We start from the raw sequence: 17,808 nt of genomic DNA, 5'->3' as shown, positions 1-17,808 counted from the left end.
CTCTATTCTAATACTGCTGGAACACGGATTTGATTATCTTTGTGATCCGGTGCATTTTTTAATACTTCTTCAACTGGTAAACCTTTTTCTGGTACATCTTCACGCATAATATTTTTCATATCTAATACATGAGTTGTTGGTTTAACACCTGTTGTATCTAATTCATTTAACTGCTCTGCAAATGTAACAATTGCATCGAGTTGCTTTTGAAATTTTTCTGCTTCTTGATCTGTAATTGCAAGACGTGCTAAATGCGCTACATGCTTTACATTCTCAACGGAAATTCTTGACACGGCTAGGCCACCTCCATAATATATCGTTCAATCTACAATACTATTGATGATACCAAATTTTCAGTACTTCAAGCAAGTCAACACACGGTACTTACAGCATTTTTACATAAAAAAAGAAAGGCTTCTGCCTTTCCTCTCAATTTATTCTTTATCTAGTGGTTCTTTTTTCGGTAAACGCTCGTTATCTTCTTCATTATCACGAATTGTTTTTTGCAGTACAAAACAGGACATTGTTAAAAATAATGTACCTATTAAATAGTATCCTTTTACGCTAAGTGTTTCATCTAATGTATAAATACCAATTAACATACCAGAAAGCGCACAAACAAATGAAGTCCATGCTAAAAATGTGAACGCTTGGGTATTTCTTCTCCTCATGGTTCTCCCCCTTGTAGCTGTACCTCCATAATAGATAAGTATATTACTATTATGGATTTTTATGTGAAATATGTTTATCTACTTATTACTCTATTGCATACATTTTCTAATATAAAATTTATTTTTTATCTAATCTGAAAAAACAAATCATAATTGTTTGACATTTATTTCAAACATACATACAATAGAAATAAATATTACGAATCTCGAAATGTACGGGAGTGGAAATAATTGTTGCAATATGAACATTTTTTAGATTTACTGCTAGATAATGCCAAGAAGCTTTTCTACCCTGAAGAATGGGTGAGCCTTGATTTATCACTTTCTAAAACAGAAGTATTCTGTCTGTTATGGATGGAGCGAAATACAGATATTACAATGACGAAAATCACGGAGCTTCTCGATATTCCAATGAGCACAACGACAGGTGTCGTTAATCGACTTGTGAAAAAAGGATATATTGAGCGCTATCGGAATGAAAATGATCGACGCATTGTACTAATTCGCTTAACAGAAACTGGCGTACAACTCGTTCAAGAAGTAAAACACAATGCGGCTTATTACTTTAACCTTGTGACAGAAGCATTATCAGAAGAAGAAAAAGCATTTTTACTACAAATCTTCCAAAAGATTATGAATCACATCGCTACGTCACAACAAAAGCAAGTCGAAAAGCTTCCTACACCTAAGATGAAGAACATCCCGATTGAATAAGGCCCTTTATGGGTTTTTATTCAAACATATATTTCGACACTCGTAATATTCGACAACCGAAGCAAAGGGGATATAAATATGAGAATTATTTTGTATACAGGTAAAGGCGGCGTAGGAAAAACTAGCATTTCAGCAGCAACAGCACTTCAAAGTGCAAAACAAGGATTAAAAACATTAGTAATGAGCACTGATCCAGCTCATAGCTTAGGAGATTCCTTTGGCATAAAATTATCTTCTGAGCCACTAGAAATTCGTGAAAATTTATGGGCACAAGAAATCAATACAATTTATGAAATGGAAAAAGGCTGGGGGAAATTACAAAAGTATATTACATTGCTATTCACATCAAAAGCTGCTGACGATATTACAACAGAGGAATTAACGATGTTTCCTGGCATGGAGGACTTAATTAGTTTACTTCGTGTACTCGATTACTATAAACAGAAAACATATGATGTCATCATTATTGATTGCGCACCAACCGGAGAAACTCTCGCCATGCTAAGCTTTCCTGATATGCTCGGCTGGTGGATGGAAAAACTCTTTCCGATTAAAAGAAAAGTTTTAAAAGTTGTCCGACCTGTTGCACAACCACTTCTAGGAGTCCCACTTCCTACTGATGATATTATGGATGAATTAACAAATACACTTGAACACCTTGGAGAAATGCGGGATATTTTATCTAACCGTGAAGTGACAAGTATTCGCGTTGTTGTAAATCCAGAAAAAATGGTTATTAAAGAAGCGCAGCGTAGCTTCACCTATTTGAATTTATATGATTATAACGTGGATGCGATCATGATTAACCGCGTCATCCCTAATACCGTTACCGACTCCTACTTCCAAGCATGGAAAGACGCGCAGAAAAAATATAAAGCATTAATTCAAGATAGCTTCCAACCACTTCCTATTTATGAAGCTCCAATGTTTGAACAAGAAGTAATTGGATTACCTATGTTAGAGCGTGTAGGAGATGCTCTATTCAAAGATGATGTAGAACCAACCGCTGTAAAATTCAACGGGCGTACACAATATGTAAAAAAAGATGGTGATGAATATATTTTTGTTCTCTCTATTCCATTCTCAGATAAAAGTGAACTCGCTTTAAATCAAAAAGGTGATGAACTCATCATTCGCGCCGGCTCTGTCAAACGAAACATTACTTTACCAAAAACATTAACGCACTTATCTGTTCAGGGCGCAAAATTTGAAGGGGATGTGCTAATCATTCGATTTGGAGGCGTTGTTCATGCATGAGGATTTGCTAAGAACAGTCATTCAAACAAAATTAAAGCTTGGGATGTGTATCATCAATGAATTACCTACTCCTATCGGACAGCAAGCTAAAAAGATGATTCATATTTTGCAAGAAGAGCTTTCCGCTTGTATACAGGAAGAAAAACAGCCTGCAGAAGTAAACTTAAAAAGCATTACGATTGAATAACTATAAGAGCATAGGGGGCCCCTTTCCTTGCGGGCTTTCTATTTCTTTACCTGGGGATGATTTATTTGATTAAAACACCTAAAATTAAACATATATCTACCAATATTATTGTTTGGTTTATTCCCTTATTATTTTTCATTCATAACCTTGAAGAATCTATTAAAATACCTCAGTATCTTGCCAATCAATTCTCAATTCATTTCATAAGCAATAAGCAGTTTGTAATAGCGATTTGTATATTAACGACCATTGTTCTACTCTTCATTACCCTATACCAAATTCATATTATATCGTCTGTTTACTGGATTATTTTCATACAAGGAGCTATTTTCTTTAACGCTGTTCAACATATTGTTTTATTTTTCGTTTATCGCTCTTACAATCCTGGGGCAATATCAGCATTTATAATTGTACTGTTTTCCCTCTATGCATTCTCACTAGTAAAATTATTAATCAATAAAAAGAAACTGGCTCTCACACTATTTTTTAGTTTACTCTCCTATCCTATTATGATCTGGATCACCTTATTTTCAGCTAGCTTCCTTACTTAATCAAATTAAAAAACTAGGAAAACTCCTGGCCTTTTCACTCTACCTAACAGACATTGAATTTTTTATTACACAGAATTGGAAGGTACAAAATTAGGGTATCGTCTGTTAGGTATGATATATGTTGAACGAGCTAACAGCGAAGGGGTTCCTACTGGTTAGTTCGTTAAACCCGATATTATTTTACGATTTTTTTAAGTTTTTACACGCTGTAACAATTTGAAACAGAGCCTTGAAATCAAATAAAAAGTGCTCTTCTTCATATCTGTAATAAAAATAAGAAGAAGAGCACTTATATACTCATTCACATCTCCTCATCTTCCAAGCCTTTAAGAGCTTGCTTGGAATTAGCACGGTATTAAGAAACCCGTTGCTGAGGTATCGCAGGGCCAGTCCCTCCACCTCTCTGGATAAGAGTGTATCGATTTAATTGTCACTTAATTACGTCTTACTATAAAACTCTGAAAAGCGAGGGTCAATATAAAAACCCTAAAATATACTAGTTATCTTTTTATTAAAATTTTTAAATGAAATAAGAAAGTCTTTCTAAAAGGAAAATCTCCTCTGTTAATTGAATAACATTACATGAATACGAAATAAAAACGGAGGACGATCGATTATATGAAAACAGCCCTTTTACTCGTTGATATTCAAAATGATTATTTTCCAAATGGTAAAATGGAACTACGTGGCACCATGGAAGCTAGCGAGTATGCAAGTCAACTACTTCGGCATTTTCGAGAAATGAATCAACCTATTTTTCATATCCAACATGTATCTATTCAAGAAAATGCTACTTTTTTTCTCCCTAACACAGAAGGAGTCCACATTCATGAAAATGTTCGCCCCCTAAAAAATGAAACTGTTATTCTCAAACACTATCCAAATGGTTTTCGGGAAACGGACCTATTAGAGCAATTGCAAAACTTAGAAATTGAACATGTTATTATATGCGGGATGATGACTCATATGTGTATTGATGCTACAGTAAGAGCTGCTTTTGATTTCGGTTTTCGTTGTACTGTTGTACATGATGCATGCGCAACAAAAGATCTCATCTTTAAAAACGCTACGATTCCTGCCGTTTATATCCATAATACAATTTTAGCAAGTTTGAATGACGTATATGCAGATGTCATGAGTACAGAAGAATTCTTCAGTTTTAGAAACTCCATCTGAAACAAAAATCATGTCTCTCACAGACAGAGACATGATTTTTTATGCTGTTATTCAAAGGTTACCGTAACTTGAAATCTCCCGAACTTGTTTTTACTTTCACCTTATTTTCCCCTGTACCTTTTACTCCAACCAACTGATTTTTTGATTTCTCTTCATATAGCAGACCAGCAACATTTATATCCGCTTTACCTGAACTTCCATCAAACTCAACTCTTAAAGATTCAGGAAATGTATCAAATTGCATCTTAACATCACCGCTTGATGTATTACACTCTACTTCTCCCCGCAAACTACGATCATTATATTCAATATCACCCGATGATGTATTAGCTGCTAATTCTTTAGAATGTAAACCTTCTACTCTAATTTTTCCGCTACGTGTGTTCAATTTTGCTACTTCGATTTCACTTTTATCTGTCTTAATCTTTCCACTAGATGTTTTAGCTGTTAATTTTTCATTTACCTTAGAATGTGATAATGATACATCCCCAGAAGAAGTATTTATCTCCGCTACCTTTGTTTCAATTTCTTTTGCAACAAAATCTCCTGATGATGTGGTTACTTTGACAGTGTCATATATTTTCTTTGGAACTTTAACTTGTAAATTTACATCTGCGGCAGTTCCAATTCCCCATCCAACATAATTCTGATTTTTACTAAATTTAATATTTAATCTATTGTTTTCTTTTTTTACATCAAATTTATATTCATCTACTAGCTCTTTGCTTATTTCTCCATCCAGTAACACTTCGATATCTTTTGAATCAACTGTAATAATTTCAACATCTGCGGCAGAAGTCTTTATTTCAATTTCATCAATTTTTTCAACAGCCACCGTTTCTTTTTTATGAATTTCAGTTTTATTAAAAGCTACACCGAAAACAGTCATTGCCCCAACACCAATGCCCCCAATAACTAACAACGATAATGCGATAAGAACAATCTTTTTCATAAAATAACACTTCCTTCGTCGTATTTCTTTCTATAAAATCGTTAAAAATTAAATTCCATACATCCCTGTTCATATAGCTTTTATTATTCAGTACCATATATTATATAGTACTGTTCAATAGCTACTTATTTTTCTCCCAATCTTTCATGTTTCATTTTATCATTTACCATAATTTGTTACAATGTTTTTTCTGAAAAATACAAAAACACTACTTTCAGTGAGCAAAACCGAAAGTAGTGTCCTCTTGTCTAACCATAGATTTTCTTTCAAATTGTATTATACAGGAAATTCAAAAAATTAATACAGAAGAATATGACGAATGGATCAATTTTTCTGGTGCTTTTGTTTCTTTTCACTCTTTTATATTGTATTTAAGCAAGGTAGCAGTTTTCCAATCAGAATCTTTCTTACATGAAAAAGGCCTTCCCTATTACAGGAAGGCCTTTTCATCTATTTCTTATAAAGTTTCAGAAGTAGTTTTTCCTTGCATGTGAAGTGCGATATAGTCAGGTCCACCAGCTTTAGAGTCTGTACCAGACATGTTAAAACCACCAAATGGTTGGTAACCTACGATTGCACCAGTACATCCACGGTTGAAGTATAAATTACCAACGTGGAAGTCTTCACGTGCTTTTTCGATATGTTCACGGTTATTAGAAACAACAGCTCCTGTTAAACCGTATTCTGTATTATTTGCAATTGCAAGCGCATGATCAAAGTCTTTCGCTTTACAGAATGCTACTACTGGCCCGAAGATTTCTTCTTTCATTAAACGAGCGTCTTCTGCAACGTCAGCAACGATTGTTGGTTGGATGAACCAGCCTTTAGAGTCGTCTCCTTCGCCACCTGCTACTACTTTACCTTCTTCTTTACCAATTGCAACATAGCTCATTACTTTATCAAATGCAGCTTGGTCATTAACTGGTCCCATGTTCATGTCTTTTTCAGCTGGGTTACCTACAGTTAATTCTTTCGTTAATTCAACAGCACGGTTTAATACATGATCGTATACATCTTCATGGATTACTGCACGAGAACAAGCAGAACATTTTTGTCCTGAGAATCCAAATGCAGATGCAACGATAGACTTAGCAGCTAATTCAAGATCTGCTTCTTTATCAACAACGATTGTATCTTTACCGCCCATTTCAGCGATAACACGTTTTAACCAAATTTGGCCTGGATTTACTTTTGCTGCGCGTTCGTAAATACGAATACCTACATCGCGTGATCCAGTGAAGCTAATGAAACGTGTACGAGGGTGGTCTACTAAGTAGTCACCAACTTCAGATCCGCTACCAGGGATGAAGTTTACAACGCCTGCTGGTAAGCCTGCTTCTTCTAATACTTCCATAAATTTCGCTGCCACTACAGGTGTTGTACTAGCTGGTTTTAGTAATACTGTGTTACCAGAAACTACTGCAGCTGTTGTCATACCTGCCATAATTGCGAATGGGAAGTTCCAAGGAGAAATGATAACACCTACTCCTAATGGAATGTAAGAGAAACGATTATATTCAATTGGACGGCTTTCTACTGGAATACCGTCTTTTAATTTTAACATTTGACGACCATAATATTCCATAAAGTCGATTGCTTCTGCTGTATCAGCATCTGCCTCATTCCATGGTTTACCTGCTTCTTTTACAAGAATAGCAGAAAACTCATGCTTTCTACGACGAACAATTGCTGCAGCACGGAATAAAATGTCTGCACGCATTTCTGGTTTTGACTTTCTCCAAGTTTGGAATGTTTCATCCGCCACTTGCATTGCTTTTTCAGCTAATTCACGGCTTGCTTTTGAAACACTGCCCACAACTTCTTCTTTATTTGCAGGGTTTACAGAAACGATTTTCTCGTCTGTAGTGATCTTTTCTCCCCCGATAATTAATGGATAGTCTTGTCCAAGATAAGATTCTACTTTCTTTAAACCTTCTTCAAACGCTAACTTGTTAGCCTCTACTGAAAAATCTGTAAATGGCTCATGCTTGTATGCTACTACCATTCTTTTTAGCCTCCCCTTAGAAAAACGTTTACATTTTACAACATTATTCTACACGATAATTTAGATTTATTCAAATATTCCTAGACTTATATTTTAAAAATTAATAAATTTTTAAAATATAATAAAAAAGAAAAGCTTCATACGTTATGTATGAAGCTAAATAATATGAACATATTCCAAAACATTTTTCCCAATTAATAAAATTGTCACCAATAAAAATAAAGTGCGCACATATCCAACACCTTTTTGTACTGCAAACTTTGATCCTAGATAAGCCCCTAAAATCATTGATAACCCCATAATAATACCGTATTCAAAATGAATGACATCTAAAAATAGAAATGTGATTAAAGATACAATGTTACTAACGAAATTCAAAAGTTTTCCAGATGCAGCAGCTTGAATAAAGTCCAAACCAATTAATAAAAATGCAAAAATTAAAAATGAACCTGTCCCGGGACCAAAAAATCCATCATAAAATCCTAAACTTAAAATAACAAAGAAAAACATTAATGCTTTTCCTTTCGTCATCTTTTTATAAGTGGACACACTTCCCCAATCTTTTTTTACAATAATATAAATTGCAATAAATACCAACATAACAAGTACAAGTGGCCGTAAAATATCAGGTGGAATAAATTTCACAACTAAAGCTCCAGCTATCGCACCCACAATAGTTAATGGGATTAATTTTCCTACTATACGAAAATTAACCTTTCCTGAACGAATAAAATAAATAGCACTTGTAAAAGTCCCCATCGTTGCAGCCAGCTTATTTGTTGCAATTGCCGATGCAGGCGATAAGCCCACAAACATAAGTGCTGGAAGTGAAATGAGCCCTCCTCCTCCAACAACTGAATCAATAAATGCAGCCAAAAAACCAAAAGCAACGAGTAATACAATAATCTGTAAGCTTAACTCATCCATGTCTTTTCTCCTTACCCCTTTTTGTTCACAACATTAGAAATTATAACAAAATTACAGAAGAAAAAAAGCCGTTCCAGAAAGGAACAGCTTTTTTCTTAATCTAAAATTTTCACAAATGGTTCATCCTGCTTCGCCTCACGAATAATAATCGCTTCTGGTCGTTCAACAGATTTAATTGTCACCTGTACTTTCACATAATTCGGGAAGTATTGCATAACTTGTCCAGCAACAAATTGTGTAAATCCAATCACTTCTGCTTTTCCATTAAACTGAACAGGGATTTCAAGTTTCATTTCTTTTAATTGATCATCTTTATAAAATCCTGTACCAACAATAGCTGTGTAGTCACCTTTGAAAAACTCACTCAGTTTTGCTTTAAAGTTTTCTACAATTGCGTAATCTTCACGCACATCCGTTTTAGCTGATTCAGAAGGGAACAAGTAATATTTTTCATTAATTGCTTTCCAATCTCCTACTTTGTCACTGCCTTTATCTATTTGAGCATAAGATACAAATTTTCCTGGTACAAGTGTCGATTTTGATCCTTGGCGATAAATCGCAAATGTAATGGGAACATTTTTTAATTTTGGATCTTTCTTTTGCAATAATGTTAAAATTTCTTGTGCCATAGACTTACCTTGATCTAACATTTCTTTTTCTGAAATTTCCACCTCACGTGGATACCCATGTTCCTCAGTATAATAATGAACCGAATTCATTGCTAAACCAATAACAACTCCACCAAGTTCAACTTCTTTTTCACCTTTTCGTACATAATAATCGTGCTCTAAAATATTAGAAAGATACATTGGTGTTTTTTTGTTTCGAACCTCTAATGATTCTGAACCTTCTTGTAACGCCGGATTTAATCCAATATTAGGGAATTTCACTGCATCTTTTTTCAGTTTCTCTTCTAACTCTTTTTGCTCCGCATCTGTACGCTTTCTCTTTACAAGCATTTGAACCGTTTCTTTATCTAAAGAGCTACCACCTTTGAATAAATAATCCTTCGTACTAAACGATTCTTTCGCAATACGCATTAGTCCTGTTTCAAATTCATCTATATCCAGACGGCTATTTAATCCTTGTACAACTAAGCCACGTGCAGAACCTGGATCAAATGGCACCGTTGTTTTGTAATAATCCTCAGAAATAGAATATTTCGGAACAATCGCTTGTTCTTTTGATTTACCCGATTTTTCAACAACTTTTTCTTCTTTTTTTATACCTGTACTACATCCACTTAGAAGTAGACCTAGGCTTAATACCGCTAATGCTATTTTTTTCATGGTAAGTTTGCACCTCTTACTTATTCAGCTCTTGTAAGAACCTCTCTTCATTCCAAACCTCAATATTATGTTTCTCTGCTTGTGCTAATTTTGACCCTGCCGCTTCACCAGCAACGACTAAATCAGTACTTTTACTTACACTACCTGTTACTTTTCCACCTAGCTCTTCAATCTTTTTCTTCGCTTCGCTACGCCCCATAACTTCTAGTTTCCCTGTTAGAACGATTGTTTTTCCAGCGAAGTAAGATGCAATATTTTGTAAATCAGCACGTTTTATGCCTTTGTAGGTCATGTTAACACCGTACTCTTTAAATTGTTGTAATAATTCTAACACGTCTTCATTATCAAAGTACGTTACAATTGATTGGGCCATTTTCTCGCCAATTTCATTAATCTCTTTTAACTCTTCTTCTGTTGCTTTCACAAGATGATCCATCGTTTCAAAATGCTCAGCTAACGTGCGAGCAGCTTTTGCACCGACATGACGAATACCAAGTCCAAATAATAGACGCTCCAACGAATTTTCCTTAGAAGTTTCAATTGCTTGTACTAATTTAGATGCTGATTTCTCACCAAAACGCTCTAATTGTAACAATTGCTCTTGCGTTAATGGATACAAATCTGCGAATGTCCGAATATAATCTGCTTCAAAGAGCTGTGTAATAACACGCTCTCCAAGCCCATCAATATTCATTGCATTTCTTGAAACAAAATGAATCAATCCTTCACGAATTTGCGCTGGACATGCTGGATTAATACAACGCAAAGCTACCTCTTCTTCTAAACGAACCAGTTCACTGTCACAAGCCGGACAATGCGTTGGCATATGATACTCTTCTTCTTCACCAGTACGTTTATCGAAAATAACATTAACTACTTCTGGAATAATGTCTCCAGCCTTTTTCACAATAACGTAGTCACCAATTCGAATATCTTTTTCACGAATTAGATCCTCGTTATGTAGAGATGCACGGCGGACAATTGTTCCTGCCACTCGAACTGGCTCTAGTTCTGCCGTCGGTGTCACAACCCCTGTGCGTCCCACGCTCAGTTCAATACCTGTTAATCTCGTTACAACTTCTTCTGCCGGAAACTTATAAGCAATTGCCCAGCGTGGACTCTTTGCTGTTGTTCCTAAACTATCTTGCAAGGCCACATCATCTACTTTAATTACGATTCCATCAATCTCATAATTAAGATTCGGGCGCTTTTCCTGCCATTCTTCTACATAAGCGATTACATCTTCAATTGTTTCACATGTGCGGCGATTTGGATTCGTTTTAAACCCAAGCTCGCCTAAGAAGTTTAATGATTCGCTATGTGATGCAATCGTCTTTTCTTTCACATCAGCAAGGCCGTACACAAACATTGACAAATTACGCTTCGCAGCAATTTTTGGATCAAGCTGGCGAAGTGATCCTGCTGCTGCATTACGTGGATTTGCAAAAACTGCCTCGCCATTTTGTTCTTTCTCTTCGTTTAATTTTACAAATGAACGCTTTGGCATATATGCTTCACCGCGCGCTTCTAATGTTACTTCTTCTTTCAAACGAAGAGGGATCGCTTTAATTGTTTTTAAATTTTGCGTAATATCTTCACCAGTTACGCCATCGCCACGTGTTGCGCCTTGAACGAAGCGTCCTTTTTCATAATGAAGGGAAACAGCAAGACCGTCAATTTTTAGTTCACATATATATCTTACATTTGAATCATCAATTCCTTGACGTACTCTGCGATCAAAATCACGTAAATCTCCTTCATTAAAGGCATTTCCTAAACTTAACATCGGCGATTTGTGCGTTACTTTTTCAAATATATCAAGCACTGCTCCCCCAACTCGAACGGTGGGAGAATCTTCTATTAAAAATTCTGGGTTCTCTGCTTCTAATTTTATAAGCTCCTGCATATCACGGTCGTATTCCGCATCAGAAACAGAAGGATTGTCTAATACGTGATATTGATAGTTGAATGCATTTAACATATCACGAAGTTCTTCTATACGCTGCTTTGCCTCTTCTTTTGACATATCCTTACTCCTTTCTATTGTTTCGTTACAGGTGCAAATTTTGCTAATAAGCGTTTAATGCCAATTGGACTTGGAAATGCAATATCTAATTCTTTTGCATCTCCTTCACCTTTCACACTTACAACTGTACCAACACCCCATTTTTGATGGGACGCTTTATCACCTACAGCCCAGCCAATTTGCTCTCCTCCTGTCGTTTTCACAGTTGGACGCACAAATGCAGAGCGGGAACGTGTTGTCGTTGTTGCCCCAGCCGATCTTCCTTTTGCACTAAATGTCTCACGCTTTGGCGCTGTTTCATTTAATGGTTCTAGCAACTCCGTAGGAATTTCTGAAATAAATCGAGATGCTGCATTCATATTTGTTCTACCGAATAACGTACGCATTTGGGCATTTGATAAATATAACTCTTCTTCCGCACGAGTAATACCTACATAAGCAAGACGGCGTTCCTCTTGCATTTCATCTTCTTCCATAAGAGAGCGAGTATGCGGGAACACTCCTTCTTCTAGTCCAATAATAAAGACAACTGGGAATTCAAGTCCCTTTGCCGAGTGCATCGTCATTAAAATAACTTCTTCACCCGCAGCTGGATCCTCATCCACGCGATCAATATCTGCTACAAGTGCCAAATCTGTTAAGAAAGCAACAAGACTCTTATCTTCACTTTGCGATTCAAATGTCTGTGTAACAGATAAAAACTCATCTAAGTTTTCAAGTCGTCCTTCTGCTTCTAAAGAACGTTCATTCTTTAGCATATCGCGGTAACCCGTTTTCTCAATCACTTCTTCTACTAGTTCTGTAACAGATAAGTATTCTTGCATGTTTACCCAGTTGTGTAATTGACTTGCAAATTCTTTTACTGCTTTTGTGATTTTTGCACTTACTCCGACATGTTCAATTTCATCCATTACAGCCGTTAATGAAATCCCATTTTGCACGCCGTAGTTAATAATTTTATCGATAGACGTGGCACCGATTCCTCGCTTCGGCATGTTAATAATACGTGCGAAGCTAATCTCATCATCTGGATTTGCAATTAAACGTAAGTATGCCAAAATATCTTTAATCTCTTTACGATCATAGAACTTAATGCCGCCGACAATTTTATATGGAATATTAGACTTTAAGAAAATCTCCTCGACCATACGAGACTGGGCGTTCGTACGATACAGAACCGCAAAATCTGTATATTTTCGATTTCCCATTTGAATTTCATCGCGAATTTTTTTTGCAACAAAATATGCTTCATCCTTTTCCGTTGCAGCACGGTAATACGAAATCTTACTTCCAATTTGATTGTCTGTCCATAATTTTTTCGGTTTACGATTTGAATTATTTTCAATTACAGCATTAGCCGCATTTAAAATATTTTGTGATGAACGGTAGTTTTGCTCTAACAAGATAACCTGTGCATTTTCGTAGTCTTTTTCAAATGACAAAATGTTAGAAATGTCCGCCCCACGCCAACGATAAATGGACTGGTCAGAATCACCAACAACACAAAGGTTTTTAAAGCGAGCAGCTAATTTATTTACAAGAATGTATTGGGCTCTATTCGTATCTTGGTACTCATCCACATGAATATATTGGAACTTACGCTGATAGAATTCCAATACTTCTGGAACACGTTCAAATAAATGGATCGTCGTCATAATTAAATCATCAAAATCTAATGAGTTATTTTTCAAAAGACGTTTTTGATATTCTGTATATACATCGCTTGTTAATTTTTCAAATGGATCCGCAATTGAAATTTGCTTTGCATATTTATCAGCAGATAACAATTCATTCTTTGCATTACTAATACCAGATAAAATAGAACGTGGATCGAATTTTTTCGGATCAATATTACGCTCTTTCATAATCTTTTTTACAACCGTAAGTTGATCACTTGCATCTAAAATCGTAAAGTTACGATTAATTCCGATACGATCAATGTCACGTCGTAAAATACGTACGCACATTGAGTGGAACGTAGAAATCCAAATATCTTCCGCTTCCGGGCCAACAAGCTTATCGATACGTTCACGCATTTCACGAGCCGCTTTATTTGTAAAAGTAATTGCTAATACATTCCAAGGTGCTACACCTTTTTCACCAAGTAAGTATGCGATGCGATGTGTTAGCACACGCGTCTTACCACTACCAGCACCTGCCATTAATAGAAGTGGTCCGTTTGTTGTTTGCACTGCCTTTTGTTGCTGAGGATTTAAACCATTTAATAATTTATCAGTTATACTCATATGTGCCTGCACCTACTCTCCTTTTACAGCTTTTACTGTTTGTAAAGCTGCCTTTATATCATCATAAATTACATTTCCTACAACGACTGTATCAGCGTACTGTGCCATTTCTTTTGCTTCTTTCGCACTTGAAATTCCACCGCCGTAATACAACTTTGCTTGTTGTAATTCTGCTTTTACATTTTTAACGAGTTCAATATCTCCGTAAGTACCACTATATTCTAAGTAAAAAATCGGCAACTTCAGAAGCTTGTCTGCCATACGTGCATATGCAATCACATCATCTTCTGTTAAATCACATTTCGCCTCTGTAAGCTGAGCTACTTTTGCTTCTGGATTTAAAACACAATATCCTTCCATGAAAATTTCATCCCAGTTCATAATATCCCCGAATTCTTTCAATGCCTCATGATGAATTCCCGTTATCCATTCCACTTTTGAGCTGTTTAAAACACTTGGAATGTAATAAAAATCAAACCCTGGTGTAAGAGCTTCAAGATCAGAAACCTCTAACACACAAGGAACTGCATATCTACGAATGCTTACTAGCATGTGTAATACATTATCAATTGTTACCCCGTCACTTCCGCCTACAATCACTGCGTCTGTTCCAGATTCACAAATCATTTCTAAATGTTCATCGCTTAATTCCTTATTCGGATCAAGCTTAAATACATGTTTCCACTGTGAAATATCGTACATGAAAACACCCTTTCTTTTGTCTAGTCCTCTTTATGCATTCTTACATTATAACAAAAAAAGACACCTATACACACGTCCAATCCAACATCTTTTTCACCGTCAAATGTTGGATTACATATCGCGAAACTTACGTGGGATAATAACAACTGAAATAGTGTTTGCTATTTCTAAGCTGATGAAGAAGGAGTGTTTTCTTTGATGAAGCAAAACATCGGCATAATGAATGCTCTAATCCGAATTACACTCGGTTTAGTTGTACTAAGTTGCAGCACAGCTAAACTCACACGTAAACCATGGTGCACTTGGTCAAAGGTTTTGCTGTGGCTTGGTGCAATGAAAATTGCAGAAGGAATCTTGCGTTTCTGTCCTATTACTGAAGCATGTAAATTTGGAAAATATATAAACATGGGTGCCTTAAAAATACCTAGCATGGATTTTAATAAAAAAGGACATGCTAAACAAGAAGAAGTAAGTCACACTTCCAGTCCTGACAAACCAGGATCAAAAGGAAGTTATGATGCTTCTGACAAAGAGATTGAGTCAGCGATTGAAGAAGCAATCCTGGCGAAACCGCTTTGAATCATTTGTCACGATGCAAGATGCTCTCAAAGAGACTTGGCTGCTGCAGTGGGCGGCTAAGTCTTCTTTATTTTATCACAAAACAGAACTAATGTTCTTTTTGTTTTATTTCCCCTAAGAGATTCCACTAAAAAAAGAGCGGATTTTTTCGCTCTTTACTTTCCTTGTGTTTGAATGAATTCTTTCTCTTGCTCTGGATTTGTTAATTTGTAGGCTTTACCAGTGTTACCGCCTTGTATTTCCCAAAAAAATTATGCTCCTCAACCGCTTGAGTGAAATCACCTTTCTCCCATCTATCTAAGATTTCAACGTATTGTGGCTTGTATTGCAGAAGATCGCTTTTTTCAACCAGTTCTCGCACCTTTTTTAATGTTCTTCGAATTCATTTCAATAAATCCTCGCCTTTCGGAGGCTAATACTTTTTGATGAGTCATTTTGTGCATTGAATCAATTACAACACCCTCAGAATTTAATAAAGTGAAACTTTAATCAGTGGAGGTTTTCTTCATCCCCCACTGATTATTAGCCCGTACCAATCGAGCTTTTACGGGCAGCCCGACCCCCATCTAATCTCTTTGCTTTTACTGGATTCTGAGGTGGAGGTCTTACTGCCCGTTAATGCGGGATAAATAACTGTAGCTATATATTAATTTGAGATGTATCGCGCCGCACACCTAAAAAACTAATTTCCCACTCTTCTAAGAAAGATTTTTATTATTTTCAGAAAATAAGATTTTCCTCCCTTGCATTCGATGATATAAAAGTGATATCATTTTTATATCAGAAGGAGGCGATTAGTATGAGAGAAAAACAAGTGTTTTATGTAAATGGTTTTCTAGGTATTATTGGTCTTTTAGCTTTAGCCGGTATCGGTGTATTTTGCCTCGTACAAGAAATATTTGTAGTAGCTGTACTTTGTCTAATTTTAGCTGCTATTCTTGCCACCGGTATTGGGATTGTCCAACCAAATCAAGCAAAAGTAATTACGTTTTTTGGGAACTATTTAGGAACAATCCGTCAAAATGGATTATTTTTAACAATTCCATTCGCACTTCGTCAAACTGTTTCTCTTCGCGTTGAAAACTTTAATAGTAAAAAACTAAAGGTAAATGATGTAGATGGGAACCCGATTGAAATTGCAGCTGTTGTCGTTTATAAAGTTGTCGATTCAGCAAAAGCGATTTTTGGGGTTGAACATTATGATGAATTCGTAGAAATTCAAAGCGAAACAGCAATTCGCCATGTTGCAACGAAATATCCGTATGATAATTTTCAAGATGACAATTGCATCACACTACGTGGAAATGCCGAAGAAATCTCTGAGGAACTAAGACGTGAATTAGAAGCCCGCTTAGATATTGCTGGTGTAGAGGTACTAGAAACTCGTTTAACACATTTAGCTTATGCAACAGAAATTGCTCATGCAATGCTTCAGCGTCAACAAGCGAAAGCTGTTTTAGCAGCACGAAAAGAGATTGTCGAAGGTGCTGTAAAAATGGCGAAAGATTCCATTCATATGTTAGATGAAGAAGGCGTACTCGATTTAGATGACGAGCGTAAAGCGAACATGGTTAACAACTTATTGGTTGCCATCGTTTCAGATAAAGGTGCACAGCCAGTGATTAACACAGGAAGTCTATATTAAAGGTTGTAGGTAATTATGGCCAAAAAGAAAAGCTTTCCATTACGTATTGATCCTGAATTACACGCAGTCATCGAAAAATGGGCAAATGATGAATTTCGTAGCGTTAACGCTCACATCGAGTATTTACTTCGAGAAATGGCAAAGCAAAAAGGAAAACTAAAAAAAGAGAAAGAGTCTTAAGTTTATATTCAGTGGTTCTCTTTCCTACACAAAAAAAGCAACTAAATTTAGTTGCTTTTTCTAATTATTAAAAATAAAATCACCAATAAACTTTATGATTTCCATATAACACTGATTATGGAATACAGGCTTTATAACAGATACAACAATAATACGAGAAACAGACTTAAAAAAATAAAAACTTTCCACTTATACGATTATTAAAAAACAACCTAAACATTTAGGATTCTTTCCCTTTTTCGAATGTAAAATTCATTATATTTTTTTATATTCCTATCCTAATAAACACTGACCTCATCTCAATTTTACTGATATTCTCAACAACAACAACAGTATACATTCAGGCCATTTCTTTATCTCTTTTCTTTATTATAGCTGACTACAATCTCATAATATTCATCAAGGTCAATAGCATAAGCTTTTAATTCTTTTCATACTAGCCTTCCTTAGTTCACATAACGGGCGGTTTCAGTAGCTAGTTTGCCTAATTTAAAAGGAGAATAAGCTCTTTTATTCTCTTTAAGCATAGCATGTAAAAGAATATGAATTTATAAAAAGTAGGTGAAAACATGACATTAGATTCTCAACGTATTATAGGTTTCCCTGGTATGGGTATGGGTGGTTTCTCTGGTATGGGCATGGGCGGTTTCCCCGGTATGGGCATGGGCGGTTTCCCCGGTATGGGCATGGGCGGTTTCCCC

At 35.9% G+C, this 17,808-nt stretch carries 19 protein-coding genes and 1 riboswitch; of the genes, 8 read left to right on the top strand and 11 right to left on the bottom strand.

Features of this window, described 5'->3' with window-relative positions:
• Positions 1 to 2 precede the first annotated feature (2 nt).
• On the bottom strand, positions 3 to 293 hold the full coding sequence (gene gatC, locus BPMYX0001_RS01385; protein WP_003194647.1) for an Asp-tRNA(Asn)/Glu-tRNA(Gln) amidotransferase subunit GatC: 291 nt from the start codon (positions 291 to 293) through the stop codon (positions 3 to 5).
• A gap of 141 nt (positions 294 to 434) precedes the next feature.
• A complete protein-coding gene (locus tag BPMYX0001_RS01380; protein ID WP_006093230.1) occupies positions 435 to 671 on the bottom strand; it encodes a YiaA/YiaB family inner membrane protein in 237 nt (78 codons plus the stop codon).
• A gap of 231 nt (positions 672 to 902) precedes the next feature.
• On the opposite strand from BPMYX0001_RS01380, the gene BPMYX0001_RS01375 reads away from it, so the two are divergent.
• The 5 genes from BPMYX0001_RS01375 to BPMYX0001_RS01355 all read left to right on the top strand — a co-directional run bounded on the left by BPMYX0001_RS01375 (position 903) and on the right by BPMYX0001_RS01355 (position 4,556).
• Positions 903 to 1,385: a MarR family winged helix-turn-helix transcriptional regulator gene (locus BPMYX0001_RS01375; RefSeq protein ID WP_006093229.1), complete on the top strand. Its 483-nt coding sequence runs from the start codon at positions 903 to 905 to the stop codon at positions 1,383 to 1,385.
• A 78-nt stretch (positions 1,386 to 1,463) separates the two neighbouring features.
• Positions 1,464 to 2,642 (top strand): ArsA family ATPase, encoded by a 1,179-nt coding sequence (locus tag BPMYX0001_RS01370; protein ID WP_006093227.1) that lies wholly within the window; start codon positions 1,464 to 1,466, stop codon positions 2,640 to 2,642.
• Positions 2,635 to 2,829: a DUF3926 domain-containing protein gene (locus BPMYX0001_RS01365; RefSeq protein WP_033798567.1), complete on the top strand. Its 195-nt coding sequence runs from the start codon at positions 2,635 to 2,637 to the stop codon at positions 2,827 to 2,829. The genes BPMYX0001_RS01370 and BPMYX0001_RS01365 overlap by 8 nt, the downstream gene beginning before the upstream one ends.
• A 65-nt stretch (positions 2,830 to 2,894) precedes the next feature.
• A complete protein-coding gene (locus tag BPMYX0001_RS01360; RefSeq protein WP_018766486.1) occupies positions 2,895 to 3,380 on the top strand; it encodes an HXXEE domain-containing protein in 486 nt (161 codons plus the stop codon).
• 308 nt (positions 3,381 to 3,688) lie between these two features.
• Positions 3,689 to 3,794, bottom strand: a riboswitch (SAM riboswitch).
• Between the two features lie 204 nt (positions 3,795 to 3,998).
• Positions 3,999 to 4,556 (top strand): cysteine hydrolase family protein, encoded by a 558-nt coding sequence (locus BPMYX0001_RS01355; RefSeq protein ID WP_003194639.1) that lies wholly within the window; start codon positions 3,999 to 4,001, stop codon positions 4,554 to 4,556.
• Between the two features lie 58 nt (positions 4,557 to 4,614).
• Here the strand turns inward: BPMYX0001_RS01355 and BPMYX0001_RS01350 are convergent, their stop codons facing one another.
• The 7 genes from BPMYX0001_RS01350 to pcrB form a co-directional block, all read right to left on the bottom strand.
• The gene (locus BPMYX0001_RS01350) at positions 4,615 to 5,508 is read right to left on the bottom strand and encodes a DUF4097 family beta strand repeat-containing protein (protein WP_006093222.1); all 894 of its coding nucleotides are present in this window, start codon (positions 5,506 to 5,508) and stop codon (positions 4,615 to 4,617) included.
• A 457-nt stretch (positions 5,509 to 5,965) separates the two neighbouring features.
• Positions 5,966 to 7,513 carry an L-glutamate gamma-semialdehyde dehydrogenase gene (gene pruA, locus BPMYX0001_RS01345; RefSeq protein WP_006093220.1) on the bottom strand — a complete coding sequence of 516 codons (1,548 nt, stop codon included), beginning with the start codon at positions 7,511 to 7,513 and terminating at the stop codon, positions 5,966 to 5,968.
• A gap of 156 nt (positions 7,514 to 7,669) precedes the next feature.
• On the bottom strand, positions 7,670 to 8,440 hold the full coding sequence (locus tag BPMYX0001_RS01340; RefSeq protein WP_006093218.1) for a TSUP family transporter: 771 nt from the start codon (positions 8,438 to 8,440) through the stop codon (positions 7,670 to 7,672).
• Between the two features lie 95 nt (positions 8,441 to 8,535).
• Positions 8,536 to 9,729, bottom strand: coding sequence for a CamS family sex pheromone protein (locus BPMYX0001_RS01335; protein WP_006093217.1), 1,194 nt, complete (start codon positions 9,727 to 9,729; stop codon positions 8,536 to 8,538).
• 16 nt (positions 9,730 to 9,745) lie between these two features.
• Entirely contained in the window at positions 9,746 to 11,755 is a 2,010-nt protein-coding gene (gene ligA, locus BPMYX0001_RS01330) for an NAD-dependent DNA ligase LigA (protein WP_006093215.1), read from the bottom strand.
• 14 nt (positions 11,756 to 11,769) lie between these two features.
• On the bottom strand, positions 11,770 to 14,001 hold the full coding sequence (gene pcrA / locus BPMYX0001_RS01325) for a DNA helicase PcrA (protein ID WP_240516957.1): 2,232 nt from the start codon (positions 13,999 to 14,001) through the stop codon (positions 11,770 to 11,772).
• Between the two features lie 12 nt (positions 14,002 to 14,013).
• The gene (gene pcrB / locus BPMYX0001_RS01320) at positions 14,014 to 14,703 is read right to left on the bottom strand and encodes a heptaprenylglyceryl phosphate synthase (protein ID WP_003194625.1); all 690 of its coding nucleotides are present in this window, start codon (positions 14,701 to 14,703) and stop codon (positions 14,014 to 14,016) included.
• A gap of 198 nt (positions 14,704 to 14,901) precedes the next feature.
• Here pcrB and BPMYX0001_RS01315 point away from each other — a divergent pair, with 198 nt between their 5' ends.
• Positions 14,902 to 15,282 (top strand): YgaP family membrane protein, encoded by a 381-nt coding sequence (locus BPMYX0001_RS01315; RefSeq protein WP_018766479.1) that lies wholly within the window; start codon positions 14,902 to 14,904, stop codon positions 15,280 to 15,282.
• 202 nt (positions 15,283 to 15,484) lie between these two features.
• On the opposite strand, the gene BPMYX0001_RS33735 is transcribed toward BPMYX0001_RS01315, so the two are convergent.
• Together BPMYX0001_RS33735 and BPMYX0001_RS34460 are read right to left on the bottom strand one after the other, a co-directional pair.
• Positions 15,485 to 15,643 carry a DUF6241 domain-containing protein gene (locus tag BPMYX0001_RS33735; protein ID WP_231398951.1) on the bottom strand — a complete coding sequence of 53 codons (159 nt, stop codon included), beginning with the start codon at positions 15,641 to 15,643 and terminating at the stop codon, positions 15,485 to 15,487.
• Positions 15,627 to 15,716 carry a hypothetical protein gene (locus BPMYX0001_RS34460; RefSeq protein WP_255258761.1) on the bottom strand — a complete coding sequence of 30 codons (90 nt, stop codon included), beginning with the start codon at positions 15,714 to 15,716 and terminating at the stop codon, positions 15,627 to 15,629. The genes BPMYX0001_RS33735 and BPMYX0001_RS34460 overlap by 17 nt, the downstream gene beginning before the upstream one ends.
• 365 nt (positions 15,717 to 16,081) lie before the next feature.
• On the opposite strand from BPMYX0001_RS34460, the gene BPMYX0001_RS01305 reads away from it, so the two are divergent.
• Positions 16,082 to 16,927, top strand: a complete 846-nt coding sequence (locus BPMYX0001_RS01305; protein ID WP_006093212.1) for an SPFH domain-containing protein — start codon at positions 16,082 to 16,084, stop codon at positions 16,925 to 16,927.
• A 15-nt stretch (positions 16,928 to 16,942) separates the two neighbouring features.
• Positions 16,943 to 17,107 (top strand): type II toxin-antitoxin system antitoxin, encoded by a 165-nt coding sequence (locus tag BPMYX0001_RS30040; protein ID WP_003194620.1) that lies wholly within the window; start codon positions 16,943 to 16,945, stop codon positions 17,105 to 17,107.
• Positions 17,108 to 17,808 lie beyond the last annotated feature (701 nt).

The organism is Bacillus pseudomycoides DSM 12442 (genome assembly GCF_000161455.1).
In the GTDB taxonomy this organism is placed as follows: domain Bacteria; phylum Bacillota; class Bacilli; order Bacillales; family Bacillaceae_G; genus Bacillus_A; species Bacillus_A pseudomycoides.
Note: the sequence above shows the minus strand (reverse complement) of the source record. Positions and strands in the feature narration are given on the sequence as shown.